This is a genomic window from Chitinophaga sedimenti (assembly GCF_023156195.1).
Taxonomy (GTDB): Bacteria; Bacteroidota; Bacteroidia; order Chitinophagales; family Chitinophagaceae; genus Chitinophaga; species Chitinophaga sedimenti.
Genome location: NZ_JAKUKA010000001.1, coordinates 5982037 through 5997156 on the forward strand (window position 1 = coordinate 5982037; position 15120 = coordinate 5997156).

At 46.4% G+C, this 15120-nt stretch carries 19 protein-coding genes, 1 tRNA gene and 1 pseudogene; 13 read left to right on the forward strand and 8 right to left on the reverse strand.

What is annotated here, in order from left to right; genetic code table 11:
- Positions 1-160: 160 nt before the first annotated feature.
- Entirely contained in the window at positions 161-859 is a 699-nt protein-coding gene (locus MKQ70_RS34475) for a Gfo/Idh/MocA family protein (protein ID WP_248079832.1), read from the reverse strand.
- Positions 860-1053: 194 nt separating this feature from the next.
- Positions 1054-1728 (reverse strand): JAB domain-containing protein, encoded by a 675-nt coding sequence (locus tag MKQ70_RS34480; protein WP_248079834.1) that lies wholly within the window; start codon positions 1726-1728, stop codon positions 1054-1056.
- 133 nt (positions 1729-1861) lie between these two features.
- On the opposite strand from MKQ70_RS34480, the gene MKQ70_RS34485 reads away from it, so the two are divergent.
- From MKQ70_RS34485 to MKQ70_RS40515, 6 genes and pseudogenes are all read left to right on the forward strand, one after another.
- On the forward strand, positions 1862-2809 hold the full coding sequence (locus MKQ70_RS34485) for a ribose-phosphate pyrophosphokinase (RefSeq protein ID WP_248079836.1): 948 nt from the start codon (positions 1862-1864) through the stop codon (positions 2807-2809).
- Positions 2810-2852: 43 nt separating this feature from the next.
- Complete coding sequence (locus MKQ70_RS34490; protein ID WP_248079839.1) at positions 2853-3197, forward strand: hypothetical protein; 345 nt, start codon at positions 2853-2855, stop codon at positions 3195-3197.
- Positions 3175-3435, forward strand: a complete 261-nt coding sequence (locus MKQ70_RS34495; RefSeq protein ID WP_248079841.1) for a hypothetical protein — start codon at positions 3175-3177, stop codon at positions 3433-3435. The genes MKQ70_RS34490 and MKQ70_RS34495 overlap by 23 nt, the downstream gene beginning before the upstream one ends.
- A 71-nt stretch (positions 3436-3506) precedes the next feature.
- Positions 3507-4076, forward strand: a complete 570-nt coding sequence (gene pth / locus MKQ70_RS34500; RefSeq protein ID WP_248079843.1) for an aminoacyl-tRNA hydrolase — start codon at positions 3507-3509, stop codon at positions 4074-4076.
- Between the two features lie 200 nt (positions 4077-4276).
- Positions 4277-4743: pseudogene (locus tag MKQ70_RS43065) on the forward strand (fumarylacetoacetate hydrolase family protein).
- Entirely contained in the window at positions 4689-4886 is a 198-nt protein-coding gene (locus MKQ70_RS40515; RefSeq protein ID WP_282457890.1) for a fumarylacetoacetate hydrolase family protein, read from the forward strand. The pseudogene MKQ70_RS43065 and the gene MKQ70_RS40515 overlap by 55 nt, the downstream one beginning before the upstream one ends.
- Before the next feature lie 57 nt (positions 4887-4943).
- Here MKQ70_RS40515 and MKQ70_RS34505 read toward each other — a convergent pair whose 3' ends face one another.
- Positions 4944-5324 (reverse strand): MarR family winged helix-turn-helix transcriptional regulator, encoded by a 381-nt coding sequence (locus MKQ70_RS34505; protein WP_308199592.1) that lies wholly within the window; start codon positions 5322-5324, stop codon positions 4944-4946.
- 166 nt (positions 5325-5490) lie between these two features.
- On the opposite strand from MKQ70_RS34505, the gene MKQ70_RS34510 reads away from it, so the two are divergent.
- The 3 genes from MKQ70_RS34510 to MKQ70_RS34520 all read left to right on the forward strand — a co-directional run bounded on the left by MKQ70_RS34510 (position 5491) and on the right by MKQ70_RS34520 (position 7680).
- Positions 5491-5877 (forward strand): thiamine pyrophosphate-dependent enzyme, encoded by a 387-nt coding sequence (locus MKQ70_RS34510; RefSeq protein ID WP_248079845.1) that lies wholly within the window; start codon positions 5491-5493, stop codon positions 5875-5877.
- A 49-nt stretch (positions 5878-5926) separates the two neighbouring features.
- Entirely contained in the window at positions 5927-7597 is a 1671-nt protein-coding gene (locus MKQ70_RS34515; protein WP_248081842.1) for a thiamine pyrophosphate-dependent enzyme, read from the forward strand.
- 9 nt (positions 7598-7606) lie between these two features.
- Positions 7607-7680 (forward strand) — tRNA-Met (locus MKQ70_RS34520).
- Positions 7681-7713: 33 nt separating this feature from the next.
- On the opposite strand, the gene MKQ70_RS34525 is transcribed toward MKQ70_RS34520, so the two are convergent.
- The 5 genes from MKQ70_RS34525 to MKQ70_RS34545 all read right to left on the reverse strand — a co-directional run bounded on the left by MKQ70_RS34525 (position 7714) and on the right by MKQ70_RS34545 (position 12819).
- A complete protein-coding gene (locus MKQ70_RS34525; RefSeq protein ID WP_248079847.1) occupies positions 7714-8706 on the reverse strand; it encodes a virulence RhuM family protein/type II toxin-antitoxin system death-on-curing family toxin in 993 nt (330 codons plus the stop codon).
- 211 nt (positions 8707-8917) lie between these two features.
- The gene (locus MKQ70_RS34530; protein ID WP_248079849.1) at positions 8918-9598 is read right to left on the reverse strand and encodes a hypothetical protein; all 681 of its coding nucleotides are present in this window, start codon (positions 9596-9598) and stop codon (positions 8918-8920) included.
- 537 nt (positions 9599-10135) lie between these two features.
- Positions 10136-10795 carry a response regulator gene (locus MKQ70_RS34535; RefSeq protein WP_248079851.1) on the reverse strand — a complete coding sequence of 220 codons (660 nt, stop codon included), beginning with the start codon at positions 10793-10795 and terminating at the stop codon, positions 10136-10138.
- Positions 10792-11592, reverse strand: coding sequence for a sensor histidine kinase (locus MKQ70_RS34540; protein ID WP_248079853.1), 801 nt, complete (start codon positions 11590-11592; stop codon positions 10792-10794). Before MKQ70_RS34540 ends, MKQ70_RS34535 begins: the two co-directional genes overlap by 4 nt.
- A 681-nt stretch (positions 11593-12273) precedes the next feature.
- Positions 12274-12819 (reverse strand): hypothetical protein, encoded by a 546-nt coding sequence (locus tag MKQ70_RS34545; protein WP_248079855.1) that lies wholly within the window; start codon positions 12817-12819, stop codon positions 12274-12276.
- 247 nt (positions 12820-13066) lie between these two features.
- On the opposite strand from MKQ70_RS34545, the gene MKQ70_RS34550 reads away from it, so the two are divergent.
- The 4 genes from MKQ70_RS34550 (at position 13067) to MKQ70_RS34565 (ending at position 15117) form a co-directional block, all read left to right on the forward strand.
- The gene (locus tag MKQ70_RS34550) at positions 13067-13642 is read left to right on the forward strand and encodes a caspase family protein (protein WP_248079857.1); all 576 of its coding nucleotides are present in this window, start codon (positions 13067-13069) and stop codon (positions 13640-13642) included.
- 58 nt (positions 13643-13700) lie between these two features.
- On the forward strand, positions 13701-14006 hold the full coding sequence (locus tag MKQ70_RS34555) for a hypothetical protein (RefSeq protein ID WP_248079859.1): 306 nt from the start codon (positions 13701-13703) through the stop codon (positions 14004-14006).
- A gap of 180 nt (positions 14007-14186) precedes the next feature.
- On the forward strand, positions 14187-14621 hold the full coding sequence (locus MKQ70_RS34560) for a toll/interleukin-1 receptor domain-containing protein (protein WP_248079861.1): 435 nt from the start codon (positions 14187-14189) through the stop codon (positions 14619-14621).
- A gap of 58 nt (positions 14622-14679) precedes the next feature.
- Positions 14680-15117, forward strand: coding sequence for a formylglycine-generating enzyme family protein (locus MKQ70_RS34565; protein WP_248081847.1), 438 nt, complete (start codon positions 14680-14682; stop codon positions 15115-15117).
- Positions 15118-15120: the final 3 nt, after the last annotated feature.

Here is a 15120-nt window from a genome sequence, read left to right on the forward strand (position 1 = left end):
CTCAAGTTCCATCCGGATCGCATTTACCTGTTTTATTTCCGGGTTCTGGATCGCGATGGTTTTTTTACCGGAATTAGTTTCTATGTCCAGCGTAAACAACCCTTCATCAGCGGGAGTTTTCAGCTTTATGATTTCAGATTTTTTGTCCAGAAGTCGATGCCTATATAGGCGTCTTTCTGGAACAGGCGCATCTTACGCATTTTTTCAGCGAGATGCGGCTGGAGGTCAGGTTGGCCACGCAGCCGTTGTGAAACTCGATACGTACGTTCGCAATGTCCGGCGTATCGCTCATTACCGCTACACCACTGGCTGAAATACGGCTGATGGATGATTTCACGATGCTCAGCACGATATCGATGTCGTGGATCATCAGGTCCAGGATCACGCTTACATCGGTGCCGCGGGGATTAAATTCCGCCAGGCGATGCACTTCAATGAACATTGGCTTCAGGTCGTAGCCTTTCAGGGCCAGGAAGGCAGGGTTGAAGCGTTCAACGTGTCCCACCTGGAACTTAATATTAGCCTCTTCTACCAGCTTTACCAGGGTTTTGCCTTCGTCGATGGTATTGGTCATCGGTTTTTCCACAAATACGTGTTTACCGTTGCGGATGGCCAGCTGGCATAACTCAAAATGCAGGGTAGTAGGTGCAACAATGTCAATGGCGTCTACCGCCATGATTAACTCTTCCGCACTTTCGTAGCGGCGGAGTTGTGGGTATAACTCGTGTACACCGGAAGCATTTTTGTCGCTGGGGTCATAGAAGCCTGTCACTTCCACGTTCAACATCGTGGAAAGCTGGGAAAGGTGGATTTTGCCTAAGTGCCCTACGCCAAACAAGCCTATTTTGAGCGTTGTCATTGGATCTGTTTTGAAAAATATTCCCGGATACTATTCTTATAATAGTTTGCAAAGTAATGGTGTTCTTACTAAACAATAAAGAAAAATATATAATACAGGAATATCATTTCGAAGCTGCCGTTTCCACGTGCAGTAAAAACGCCATTATAGCGCGCCGCTTTCAGAAAAGCTGTAGTAGCTGCCGCCCGAAATAATTATATGATCCAGCAATTCAATTTCCAGTAATTCGCCCGCAGCCTTGATTTTTGGGTAACGACCACGTCGGCTTTGCTGGGTTTGGGATTACCCGACGGATGGTTATGCCCGAGCATAATTTTCCTGGCTTTCTGCAGCAGTGCCTGTTCGAAAATTACTTTGGGATCTACGAGCGTGTTGCTGGTGCTGCCATGGCTTACGCAGGAATGCCCCAGCAGTTTGTTGGCGCGGTTCAGGAACAATACATAGAGATGCTCGGTATGTTGGTCGCCTATTAGCGGCCGCAGTACTTCTACTGCATCCTGGCTGCATTGCAGCGAAGGTGGCTCGGAACGGTTGCCCGCATCGCGCCGGCGGCCCAGTTCCAGAGCGGCGGCAATGGTAATGGCCCGTACGCTGCCGATGCCGCTCTTTTTTTGTAACGCCCGTACATCTTTGCGCCCTAGTTCGTAAAGGCTGTTACTCGATAAATTCATCAGCTCGCGGCCAATATCCACGGCCGACCGTTTGGAGCGACCGCCACTTGCCAGTAATATGGCCAGTAACTCGGCATCGCTCAATGCATGTGCACCCTTGGCCAGCAGCTTCTCGCGCGGGCGGTCGTCAATTGCCCAATCCTTGATGGGGGCGGTTAAAGGATGGATAGATTGGGAAGGTAGGTTAACAACTTTCATATTTCTTCTCCAGATTTCCTCAAATATACGATTGCTAATTTTTTTAGTAATGCATCTCCCCGTCTTTTTTCCACATAAAAAAATTAGGAGAGATGCCCCGAAAAGTCATAATTTCGCAACTTCTTTTCCGATTATGAATCCATCTGTCAAAATCTTTACAGGTAACAGCAATCCGGCGCTGGCCGCGAAAATTGCCGCCAGGTACGGAAACGGTCTTGGTAAAGTAAATATTCAGAAGTTCAGCGACGGCGAATTTCAGCCGGTGTTTCTGGAGAGCATCAGGGGCGATTATGTTTTCCTGGTGCAGAGCACAAATGCCCCCACAGATAACCTGATGGAGCTGCTGATGATGATCGACGCTGCCAAGCGCGCTTCTGCCGGCTACATTACTGCGGTAATCCCTTATTTCGGGTTTGCGCGCCAGGACAGGAAAGACAAACCCCGCGTGGCGATCGGCTCTAAGCTGGTGGCCAACTTGCTGACTACGGCAGGTGCTAACAGGGTGATTACCATGGACTTGCATGCTCCACAGATTCAAGGCTTCTTCGATATCCCGGTGGATCACCCGGATAGTTCGGCGATTTTTATCCCTTATATAGAGAATTTGAAGCTGGAAAATCTTACCTTTGCGTCCCCCGACGTGGGCAGCACAAACAGGGTGAGAGAAGTGGCCTCCTACTTCAATGCCGAAATGGTGATCTGCGACAAACACCGTAAACGGGCGAATGAAATCGCTTCTATGGTGGTTATCGGGGATGTGAAAGGAAAGGATATTGTGCTGATCGACGATATCGTGGACACAGCAGGAACCCTTACTAAATCGGCAGGTTTGCTGATGGAAAAGGGAGCCAGAAGCGTAAGAGCTTTCTGTACGCACCCGGTGCTCAGCGGCAAGGCTTACGAAAATATTCAGAATTCCGTGCTGGACGAACTGGTGGTATGTGATACCATTGCGATCAGGGAAGACTGTCCGAAGATCAAAGCGATCAGTGTGGCAGAACTTTTCGCAGTAGCGATCCGCAACATGCACGAAAACAAATCGATCACCAGCCTGTTCGTTCACAGCCACAGGAAAGGTTGATCCGCAACAAAGGATTTATTTTAAAAACATAAATGTTTAAACAATGAAAACAATAACCATCGAAGGAACTCTCAGGAGCGAGCTCGGCAAAAAAGCCACCCGCCAAATTCGTTCTGAGGGACAAGTGCCTTGCGTTATTTATGGGGGTGCAGAAACCGTTAGCTTCCACGCTGCGGCGACCGCGTTCAAACCATTGGTATACACTGCTGATTTCCAGCAGGCCGAAATCAACGTAAACGGTAAAGTATACAAAGCGATCATTAAAGATATGCAGTTCGACGTAGTTACCGACGAACTGGCTCACATCGATTTCCTGGAACTGGTTCCTGGTAAAGCTGTTGTAGCTACCCTGCCGCTGAAATTGGTTGGTCAGTCTCCACGGTGTTAAAGCAGGTGGTAAACTGGTAACCAAAATGGCTGCTGTTAAAGTGAAAGCTACTCCGGAAAACCTCCGCGAGAACCTCGAAGTAAGTATCGACGGTCTGGAGCTGAACGAAAACATCCGTGTGGAAGACATCAAAGCGGAAGGCATAGAAATCCTCAACTCTCCCCGTATTCCAGTAGCATCTGTGGTAATGACCCGTCAGCTGCGTCAGGAAGAAGCGGCAGATGCCAAGAAAAAATAAATAAGAAGAATATTTATATTTAAAGCCCGGCTGTATTGTTCGCCGGGCTTTTTATTTTTGGAAGGAGTTTTATGAAGTATTTGATCGTCGGTTTAGGCAATATTGGCACGGAGTATGCGCAAACACGTCACAACATTGGGTTTGATGTGGTAGATGCATTTGCGCGCAAACACAATGTTTCTTTCAGCTTAGACAGGCTGGCCGATGTAGCGGAATGTAAATGGAAGGGCAAAACATTTTTCCTGTTAAAACCAACCACTTACATGAACCTTAGCGGTAAAGCCGTTAAATACTGGATGGACAAAGAAAAGATTCCCCTGGAGAATATTTTTGTAATCGTAGATGACCCGGCGTTACCGCTGGAGGTCATTCGTATCCGCCCCGGCGGCAGCGATGCCGGACATAACGGGCTTAAAAGCATCCGGGAAGTACTGGGCACCAACCAGTATGCGCGTTTGCGCTTTGGTATCGGCAACAATTATCCCAAAGGACGACAAGTAGATTTTGTACTTGGAAAATGGAAAGGAGAAGAGCTGCCGGTCGTTTTACAGAAAATCGATAAGAGTTGCGAAATCATTGAAAGCTTTGCAACCCTTGGAACACAACGTACTATGAATAATTATAATAACCTGACTTTTTGATTCGTACAGGAAATTGTATATTTCATGCTTGAAGGTTCCCCAACCTTAACCACTATAGACCATGATAGATGTTTCATTGATTGCTGAATGATCCCGGCCACGCTATTGCGACACAGGATATATCAGGCACAGAATATGGTACGTCACAGATGGACTATGGATTTAACCATAGGCTTTATTAACCTTACAAAATACGCATTATGAAAATTATCTGCGTTGGAAGAAACTATGCCAAACATGCAGAAGAATTAAAGAACGAAGTGCCCTCCGAGCCCGTGATTTTCATGAAACCTAAGAATGCTTTATTGCAAAATAACCATCCATTTTATTATCCGGAGTTTACGGACAACTTGCATTTTGAGTGTGAACTGGTATTACGTGTTTCAAAAACGGTAAACATATCCAGGAGAAGTTTGCGTCCCGTTACTACGATGCGATTTCTGTAGGAATTGATTTTACCGCACGCGATCTGCAGGAGAAGCAGAAAGCAAAAGGATTGCCTTGGGAGATTGCAAAAGCGTTCGACAATTCGGCCGTTGTAGGCAAGTTTATACCCCTGGCCCCCGAAACTGAAAAAGCGATATTAACTTTTGCCTCTACAAAAACAAGGAGCTGGCGCAGCAGGGAAATACGAAAGACCTTCTTTTTTCTTTTGATCAGCTGGTAGCGTACATTTCAAGGTTTTTTACGCTCAATATCGGCGACCTCATTTTTACCGGCACCCCCGAAGGTGTTGGCCCCGTGGAAATTGGTGATAAGCTGGAAGCATTCATTGAAGATGATAGCCTCCTCGAATTTATGATCAAATAGCATCATATAGAAAGGGAGAGAAAACATGAAACATGCTCTCTCCCTTTTTAACTTTCTTTATTTTGATGGAACGTTCGCGTAAATCGCGTCCAGTATCCGGGTAAGTTCCTTGTAGTCAGTTTCAGACAGGTCTTTCCAGCCCACTTTACGCATCTCCAGCACTACCGGCCTCACGTCTTTATATTTTTTTACCCCTTCCTCCGTAAGTGTCAAAAACACTTTCCGCCGGTCATCTTTCGATACTTCCCGCTCTACCAACTCCTTTTTTACCAGCAATTCGATAATGCGGGACACCGTTGTAATGTCCTTGGCCGCTTCTTTGGCCAGCTCATTATGGGTGATCTTCTTAAACTTATAAATGTTTTCCAGCAGCAGCCATTGGTCTACCGTAATGTCCTTCTTCAGGTCATCGAATGTTTTCTGCCAATAATTGCGCAGTTTTTGAGTGTCGCATCCAACTTAAAAAAGAGGGATTACTGACGAAAGTATCGGGCATAAATCTTATATTTGTAATAGCAATAGTTGTTATAGCAACTATTTTAAGTACTGCTGATTCCACCAAAACAGTCTTACCGTGATTAAAGATAGTATAAGCACTCCAACTTTGAAAGCGGCCGACCGCCGTCACGACCGTGAGAACGCTTTATTACTCGAGGCCTACCGGCTGATGTGCTTGTCTATGGCCATGACCGACAAGTACGAAGCCAATCGCCAGCTCTGCAAATACGTGCATTCCACCTCCCGCGGGCACGAAGCCGTTCAACTGGCCACAGGCCTGCTCCTGAAATCCTGCGACTATGTAAGTCCCTATTACCGCGACGACAGCATGATGCTTGCCATGGGTTTTACGCCTTACGAGTTGATGTTGCAGTTGCTGGCAAAAAGGACGATCCTTTCAGTGGCGGCCGTTCGTATTACTGCCATCCTTCGAGCCGCCGTTCTGACCGGCCCACTATTCCCCATCAAAGCAGTGCTACAGGCATGCAGGTAATTCCGGCAACGGGAATGGCCCAGGGCGTGCAGTACCGGAGGAACAGGGCCTGCTAACAGGGGAGGAGCGCCCGGTTGTACTCTGTTCCCTCGGCGACGGCAGCGTAACAGAAGGCGAGGTCAGCGAAGCCTGGCAGTTTGCCGTGTTAAAGCAGTTGCCGATCATTTACCTTGTACAGGACAATGAATGGGGTATTTCTGTCAGCTCCGATGAGGCCCGTGCGATGGATGCCTATGAGTATGCCGCAGGTTTTAAGGGGATGGAGCGCCTGCGTACCGATGGCAGCGATTTTGAGGAGAGTTATCATGCCATGCAAACCGCCATCGACTATGTGCGTACCGAAAGGAAGCCGATCCTGGTGCACGCGAAAGTACCACTGCTTGGTCATCATACGTCCGGAGTAAGAAAAGAATGGTACCGTTCTCCGGAGGATCTGGCAAAACATGCGCAACAAGACCCGTTTGTACGCCTGCATCAGCGTTTGGTGGAACGAGGTGTAAAAGAGGATGCATTAGCAGATATACAGCAGGAAACCACTAAATATATTTCATCCCAGTTCGAAATGGCCCGTTTGGCCGACGATCCCGATACCGAAACGGTACGTGAACATGTGTTTGCGCCCACCCCTGTAACGGAAGAACGGGGAGTGCGGAGTCCGCGTGGCGGCGCCAAAGTGGTAATGGTGGATGCCGCATTGCATGCCATAGAGGAGGTGATGCAGCAATACCCGGAAGCACTGTTATACGGACAGGATGTAGGCGGCAGGCTGGGCGGCGTGTTTCGCGAAGCAGCTACACTGGCGAACAAGTTTGGTGATAAGAGGGTGTACAATACCGCGATACAGGAGGCTTATATCATCGGCAGCACGGTCGGATTATCGGCCGCAGGCGTGAAACCCATCGTAGAGGTGCAGTTCGCAGATTACATCTATCCGGGTTTCAACCAGCTGGTGTGCGAAATTTCGAAATCGTGTTATCTGACCGGTGGCAAGTTCCCGATACAAACTTTAATTCGCGTGCCAATAGGGGCGTACGGAGGCGGAGGTCCTTATCACTCAGGTAGTGTGGAAACAACGCTGCTGAGCATTAAAGGCATCAAGATCGTATATCCCTCCAATGCCGCCGATATGAAAGGTTTAATGAAAGCCGCATTCCTCGATCCCAACCCGGTGGTGATGCTGGAACATAAAGGTCTTTACTGGAGTAAAGTGCCCGGTACCCAGGATGCCATGACGATAGAGCCAGATGCAGATTACCTATTGCCACTAGGCAAAGGCGCCGTGGTGCAGGAAGGCGATGCGATGTGCATCATCACATACGGGATGGGCGTTTACTGGGCAAAAGCTGCGGCTGCGAAGTTCCCGGGAAAGGTGGAGATCATTGATTTGCGCACTTTATTTCCGCTGGATGAAGAACTTGTTTTCGCCACTGTCCGCAAATTCGGGAAGTGCCTGGTACTTACAGAAGAGCAGTTGAATAACTCGTTTGTGCAGGCGTTGGCGGCGCGAATTCAACAGCAGTGTTTCCGCTGGTTGGATGCGCCGGTGTATACATTTGGTGCGCTGGATCTACCGGCGGTACCATTGAATATGGAACTGGAGAAAGAGATGTTGCCGAATGCGGAGAAATTGGCGGCATTGATTGCAGAAATACTGAATTATTATTTTTTGAAAATCTCTTTTGGATTTAAAGAATTTGCCGTTATCTTTGCACTCCCTTAACAGGGAAATGGCGAGGTAGCTCAGGTGGTTAGAGCGTTGGATTCATAACCCAAAGGTCTCGGGTTCAACTCCCGATCTCGCTACTAAAAAAGGCTTTCAAAAATCTGAAAGCCTTTTTAATTATACCCATTAATAAGATTCACTACCACCTGCACAATAACATCCTTCTCATCCGGTTTGCTTTCTGCGATCATCAACGTCAAAGCAACCAACGCATTATCCGCAATGCGCTTTGATCCATCTTCCCGGTAAAGAATATTATTCTTTTCAAGGAACCAAACGAACAGAAACGCAGCAATCCGCTTGTTCCCATCCGAGAAGGAATGATTTTTAACAACGAAATACAAAAAATTGGCAGCTTTTTCCTCTATGCTGGGATAAAGTTCCTGTCCGCCAAACGACTGATAGATGGTAGCGATGGAACTTTGGAATGATTCATCCTTTTCATTTCCGAAAAGCCTGCTTCCTCCAAATTTGTCTTTCAATCCCTGGATAGCTTTCATAGATTCCTCATAAGTAGCAATGAAAGATTGTTCCGTATGAATGGCCTCTATTGTAAGTGTTCGATGATCATATTTATCCAGAATGTCCAACGCATAGGTATAATCGGTAATTACTTTTAACAGTCCATCTCTTTCATCGGAGGAAAGTGATGTAGCGTTAATCACATTACTCATTATTCGAACGGTCTGTTTGAGTGCATCAAACTGTTGGCTTTTTTCCTGCAGGCGTTTTTCGTTCAGGGAGTATCCCTGAGTGAGGTATTCTTTTAGAATCTTGTTTGCCCAGATACGGAACTGGGTACCGCGTTTTGATTTTACCCGGTACCCCACAGATATGATCACGTCAAGAGAGTACTGCTCTGCCTTGCGTTTAACCGTTCTTTTACCTTCTTTTTGAACTGTCAAGGATTCCTTGACAGTTGTTTCCCGGTCAAGCTCACCTTCTTTAAATATATTATTTAAGTGTAAACTGATGTTTTGTTTAGTACTTTTAAATAGTGCTGTCATCTGACTTTGCGTTAGCCAAACAGTATCCTGCTCAAGTGTAACATCTATCAATGTTTCACCATCTGGTGTCTGATAAATAACGATCTGATTATTTTCCATCTTGTTTTCTTATCGTTATAAAGTTAACGAATCAATACAGAGCAAATCGTTAAATGCTAGCAAACTATGTAATGATTGGTTCCAATTTTCTCCCGGTCCCGCTACGAAGGGGGAATCTCCAAAGATTTTGAGGACTGTTCAATCATAAGCAGCCCTGTTTTCTTTGAGTGCCATTTCGTTATGTATGAAAGCAGGATGTAGCCGGGGATTATTACAGAATGCTATTCATTTCCTCAACGTTCATCACCACTTTAAGCCCGAAGAGACGTTGGATTTCGTCTTTCGCTAACATAAAATCATGATCGAACGTTAAAAAGTTTTTGCATTCCAAATGTTTTGCTACCAGCAAATGCATAATGTCCGCAAGTCCGATTTGATACTGAGACAATGTAGTTATTGATCTCAGGTAACTGGAAGGTACGATGGAAAAGTTCTCAATAGCGCAGAGCGTTGTACCGCTTATCTCCAAGCTCCCGTTGTAATAATTGGGGTGAGGGTCGAATAAATCGTATTTTAGTTCATGCAACGGTGTTCCGAAATCACTCTCCATATTCCATATTTCATCAAAATCAAGTGAAATCGCTTTTAGAATTTTTCCTAGGTCTTTATTGCTGACTTTTCTAAGTGCACTTGCACCGATTGCCCGCCCAAGTAAATCTAATAGTTTGCCTCTGGTTATGACTTCAACGTATTCCATCACACATAAGGGGCTGTAAACCAAATTAAGACATTCTTCTTCGTAAATTCTGCGACTAAGGCTTAATAGTTTCCCGCTTTTAGAATTACTTTCAAAGTATTTTCTAAGTAACGCAAGCGTTTGATCCTCATTGTAATCTTCAGTCGCACAATAGTTAGCATAATATTCCATTTCAGACATCTGTAATTCTACCAAGAAGGATGTGTCGCAATACGACAAGGGGTATGCATCTAATATCATAACTATATTGGAAAAACGGCTTTTAACTTAGTTGAAAGCCGTTTTTTTTTCATAATAATTTTACAGAGTTGACCAAAATGACTGATGGTTTGCCTCTATCCATTCTTTGATCTTTATTTGTGACCGGATATCGCTTGGAACCTTTGTCCTAATTGCTTTTTCCAGTTTTCTGTAGCTTTCGGTTGAATTGCCGCTCCAATTCCATTTTTCTCCACATTTGTTTATAAAGTAAAGTATTTCCCATCCTTCTGTTCGATTCAAGAGCGTGCTGTCGGGTTCTCCAGTTATCTTAGGGTCGTCGTTCGTATACTTGGTACTCCAGGAGTAATCGTTGTATACCATTTGATTTTTTGCAAAACTCATATTTTATGTTTTAGAGGTTATCAAATACATGTAATTGTGTTTGTCCTATTAGAGCATATTGGAAATTTTTGTTTGACAATTTTTTCTCTTTTCTGATGAGAAGTATACTAATGATGGGAGACTTCTCCCTCACCCCGCAATCCCCTCCCTCACCGCCCACAACGCCAACGTCACCCGCGTTTTCACATTCAGCCGCTTAAATAAATCCTCCCGATACCCATCAATCGTCTTCACACTCAAATGCATCTTATCCGCAATCTGCTGATAGGTTAATTCCGTAGCCGCCAGCTTCAGAAATTCCCGCTCGTTCTCCGAAAGGCGAATGGTCGCACTTTTCTTGTTTGGGTTGGCCAGGTGCTCGTTCAGCACGCCCGTCACCACGTCCGAATAGTAAAATCCGTTGTTGGCTAACGCTTCCAACGCCATATGCATGTCCTCCACTTCAATGTCTTTCGATAGGTAGCCTTTTACGCCGAGTCGCAACATCCGCAGGATGGAATTCTCCAATTCCATCATCGTTATGACCAGTACCTTAATGTCTGCATGCGTGCGTTGCAGCCACTCTACGGCTTCAAATCCATCGCCGTCGGGCATATCAATATCCATCAGGATGATGTCCGGGAAGGGCGGTTGCTTCATTTTTTCTTTGAGGTCCAGGCCGTTTTCTGCTTCAAACAGGATGTTGTATTTATTGGCGACGTCGCCGAGCATAATAAGTTTAATCAGGCCTTTGCGGAAAAGGTTGTGATCGTCGACGAGCGCAATGTTTAGTTGGGTACTTGTTTTCATAATTGAGTAGGATGGGGAATGTTAATGTTAACGGCTGTACCTCTTCCTGGCTGACTGTTAATACCAAATTTAGCATGGATGAGGGATGCCCGCTTCCGGATATTCAGCAAGCCGGTGCTTTGTTTTTCTCCGCTCTGGTCCAGGGCTTCATCTACATTAAAACCCACACCATCATCGGCAACAGAAAGCAAAAGCTGGTTAGGCAAAAACGACAGTTGGGCCACAATAGAAGAGGCTTTCGAATATTTTACAACGTTATTAAGCACTTCCTGGCATAGTCGGAAAAGAATGATCTCATGTTCGGCCGAGAGCCTGTAGGCGTCGCCGGTTTGTGAAAAGGTTATCTTGAACTTTTTTCCCAATCGGTTTAATTCGTTTTCGAAGGCTTTGGCAAAGCCGATGTGTATAATATGATCGGTATTAAGGTTGGCGCTCAGCGCCTTCAGATCGGCCATGAGTTGTTTAGCCAATGATTTGGTTTCGAGTACATTGTCGCGCTGACTGTCCGGGATTTGCGGTAATATTTCAGAAAGGTTGATGTTGATCAGAGAAACAAGGTGACTGAAATTAGCGTGCAACTCCTTTGATATATGATCGAGCGTTTGCTCCTGGATGGCAAGTTTAGATTGAAATAGTGCCTGGTTGTAGGCTTCGCGTACTTCCATCAGTTCCTGTTGATGTCGGAATCGTTTTCGCTGGTAAAAGAATAAAAAGCAGATAATGGCCACACAAAGCGCGAACAATGTAAGGGTAGATACAACGATGGTTAATGCGGTAGCGTCGGTTGTGGGTTGCATATTGAGCTTATTAGGTAGAAAGAACACATTATAAGATTAAGGGTGTCGTTGATAGGTAAATACAATATCGATAAGTTAGAGTTTTGCATATTCAGGAAATTCAGCATAATCAAAAACGGTAATGATGCTGAATGATAAATGAACGTCCCGAGTATAAGCCATACCATCGGTTCTTTATGCAGCGCTATCATTTTGTCGGTGCCGAGCAACTGTCCGAAATAGCAAAGGCATAAGATGATAATAGGGACATGCGCAAAAATCACACTATAGGTATTGTATTGATGTGGCCCCTGTATAATGCTGTAGTTTATCAGGCCAAATACGAGCAGCAAAGGGCCTCCGTATAATATCATTTTCCGCACCCGTGTTGCCTCTATCAGCTGGTAAAAAAGGACTAACAGAATTCCCAGCCTGATGGTAACATATACGTTGTAAATCCAGAAGTTGTTTTTTTGATAAGCAGGATGAAACATTTCGAATAGGTACCATTTCCAGGCAATTGCAAAAAATTCTGTTATAAAGGAAGTGATCACCAGCAGGGCTAAAGTCCTGTATTGCTTAGGCCATTTCTGCCGCAACATACGCAGGCAAAAAATGGCGCTAAGCAACAAGGGCAGAAGATATACATATTCATATCCCAGGAGATAATGCAGCATCTTCTAATTTACAAAATGTTATTTACTAATTACCGCCGCCGCCTTCACCGCCTTCACCTCCTTCTCCACCTTCGCCGCCGGGGTCTCCACCACCATCATCATCGGGGTCGCCGCCGCCTTCGCAACGGGGCGGACAGGGAGAGCCAAGGTTAAAGTCGCGGATGTCAACGGTAGTGCCGTCACCGGGGAACAGGATGATTTCACGGGGCAGGGAGGAGCGGTCAATGAAATCGGGTTCGTTTTCCAGCACCACATCTTTGTGCGTAACTGTAGTACCTACGGTTTCTTCGCGGGTACTGTTGAACAGGAGGCACAACTGGCCGGCAAATTCATGTCCTTCTTCATACATGCCAAAGGATACGCGGATACCATCGCCGCCGGCAAATTCAATTTCTTCTACCAGTTTAACAAAGTGTTCTTTGGAGTACCAGATAGATCTGGTGTCGGGGCGGCCAAGGGACTGGCTGAGCAGGTTGTGTTTCTGGTTTTTAAAACGGCTGATACGGTCGGCCGATAATTGTTTTCCTACATAGAAAAAGGGAAGTGGTTTTACTGTAACATAACGTTGCATAATGCGTAAAGTTTTGTTGAAAAAATTGAGGTTTGAAATGTTTTACGCAGCGAAACTATCGATGTTTTTTCCTTTAAAAATCAAGCCAGATCAAATACCGGAAAAATCCCCCTTCGCGGAAAGGATATCTCCTGTGTGATGAAAAAGGGGATTTTTCCCCCTGGCTACAGGTTTTTTCCTTCAACATACCTTCTCATCTTTGTTGCGTAAACAGTAAACGCCGACACGTTCCCTAAAACAGTTTTTAATGAAAAAAGCACTCGTTGTAGGTATTAACAATTATCCCGGTGGCGCCCGATTGATGGGCTGTGTAAATGATGCGACCAAAGTAGCCGAGCTGCTAAACAGCAATGAAGATGGTTCCCCCAATTTTGATGTGATGTTATGTACTGATGTTAAGACCAAAACAGAGCTGCGTTCGCTGATCCTCGATGTATTTAAGATGGATGATGAAGTGAGTCTTTTTTATTTTTCCGGACATGGTTGTATTACCGATGCGGGCGGCTATATCGTTACGCCTGACTTCGCGAAGTATGATGAAGGCATTGCCATGGACGATGTGCTCAAGATGGTGAGTCTGTCTCCTGCGCGCCACAAGATCGTCATCCTCGATTGCTGCCATTCCGGCGCGATGGGTACACCGGCAATGACACAATACGGCCGCATACCTGGAGAAAGGGGTGATCGTACTGGCTTCCAGCAGAAGTACGGAGGCTGCGCTAGAAGTAGGCGGATATGGAGTGTTTACGAGTTTGTTGCTGGAAGCGCTCAGAGGCGGGGCTGCCGATATTGCGGGCGATGTAACAGCCGGCAGCATCTATAGCTATATAGAAAAAGCGTTAGGCGGATGGGCGCAGCGCCCGGTCTTCAAAGCGAATATTGTGCGGTCCGTCAGCCTGCGGAAAGTAATGCCGATTGTACCGCTGACGGGGCTTCGCCGTTTGACGAGTTTCTTCCCGACGGCGGATGCGGTGTTCGCGCTGGACCCCAGTTATGAATATACGGCCGACCAGCCCAACGAGACAAACATCAACATATTTAAGGTGCTGCGGCGTTTGCAGTTAATAGGGCTGGTAGAGCCGGTGGGGCAGGAGTATATGTACTGGGCGGCTGTACGCAATGGCTGTTGCCGGTTAACGCCGCTTGGAATGTATTACTGGAAACTGGTAGCGGGAGGCAGAATTTAGTTCACCCCAAACAACCATCAATATGTTTTATTATCCCTATAAGTATGATGTAGCAATTTCGGTGGCGGAGGAGGACCGACTTGTCGCGGAGCAAATTGTTGAGGAGCTGGATAAACGTAAAATCCGCTGCTATTATTATAAAAAGGAAGCCGCAAAAAACTGGGGCGAATATCTTTTCGTTTGTCGGCCGATGCCTACGGTATTCACTCCCGGTTCGTACTGGTAATTACCAGTAAAATATATATGGAAAAGTATTGGTCGGGCATTGAAAGGCAGATCGCATTGTCGGAGCTGGTGAAAACGCAGCGCATTTTACAGTTACGCCTCGATCATACGCCGGTAGATGGTATCTCGAAACATAGAGTGGCGGTAGACTGGCATAATAACCCCGCAGTAATTGCAGCGCTGCTGGAGCAGAAGTTAGCACCGTATCGCAGGGCGAAACGTGGCAGGCAATTGACGGCCTTTTGCGCCGCTGCGCTGTTGGCCGGTGTTCTCGCATGGAACTTTTGGCAATCGCCGGTGCTGGGTGCGTTTAGCGGGCATGTACCGCCCTTGACCAAGGTGGCAATTGCCACGCCCGTTGATTCTTTTATATCAGCAGTACAGAAGTAACGGTGGCGCAGTTCAAAGCGTTCTGTGAAAATCAGCATCGGCCGTTTCCCCGCAACCTATTCCCTCCCGCGAAGGCGGGCCCGTAAGAAACGTCACCTGGGAAGAAGCCGACGCATTCTGCAAATGGTCTGAAGGCCGTTTGCCAACCGAAAAGGAATGGGAGTATGCCGCGGCGGGTGGTGCTGCGACCACGTACAGCGGCGGGAATAATGCTTCGAAAGTAGCTATCTACAACCGTAAGAAGCCCGATAACGTAGCACGGCGAAGCCCCAACCAGTATGGATTATATGATATGACAGGCAATGTAGCCGAATGGTGCGACGACTGGTACGATAGCGCTCAAACAGGTAAGGTCGTGCGGGGAGGCGCGTATAACAGCACTATCAACCCTATAAACGAATTAGATATGAGCCTGCGCAGAAAAGAGCGGCCGGAGAGCAGGTCGCCGGCTATTGGCTTCCGCGTGGCCTGGAGTAAAAAGATTTTATCACCCTAAATA

Coding starts and splice junctions, on each gene's coding strand:
- MKQ70_RS34475 (WP_248079832.1), bottom strand. CDS start 859: ATGACAACGCTCAAAATAGGCTTGTTTGGCGTAGGGCACTTAGGCAAA.
- MKQ70_RS34480 (WP_248079834.1), bottom strand. CDS start 1,728: ATGAAAGTTGTTAACCTACCTTCCCAATCTATCCATCCTTTAACCGCC.
- MKQ70_RS34485 (WP_248079836.1), top strand. CDS start 1,862: ATGAATCCATCTGTCAAAATCTTTACAGGTAACAGCAATCCGGCGCTG.
- MKQ70_RS34490 (WP_248079839.1), top strand. CDS start 2,853: ATGAAAACAATAACCATCGAAGGAACTCTCAGGAGCGAGCTCGGCAAA.
- pth (WP_248079843.1), top strand. CDS start 3,507: ATGAAGTATTTGATCGTCGGTTTAGGCAATATTGGCACGGAGTATGCG.
- MKQ70_RS34525 (WP_248079847.1), bottom strand. CDS start 8,706: ATGGAAAATAATCAGATCGTTATTTATCAGACACCAGATGGTGAAACA.
- MKQ70_RS34535 (WP_248079851.1), bottom strand. CDS start 10,795: ATGAAAACAAGTACCCAACTAAACATTGCGCTCGTCGACGATCACAAC.
- MKQ70_RS34540 (WP_248079853.1), bottom strand. CDS start 11,592: ATGCAACCCACAACCGACGCTACCGCATTAACCATCGTTGTATCTACC.
- MKQ70_RS34545 (WP_248079855.1), bottom strand. CDS start 12,819: ATGCAACGTTATGTTACAGTAAAACCACTTCCCTTTTTCTATGTAGGA.
- MKQ70_RS34550 (WP_248079857.1), top strand. CDS start 13,067: ATGAAAAAAGCACTCGTTGTAGGTATTAACAATTATCCCGGTGGCGCC.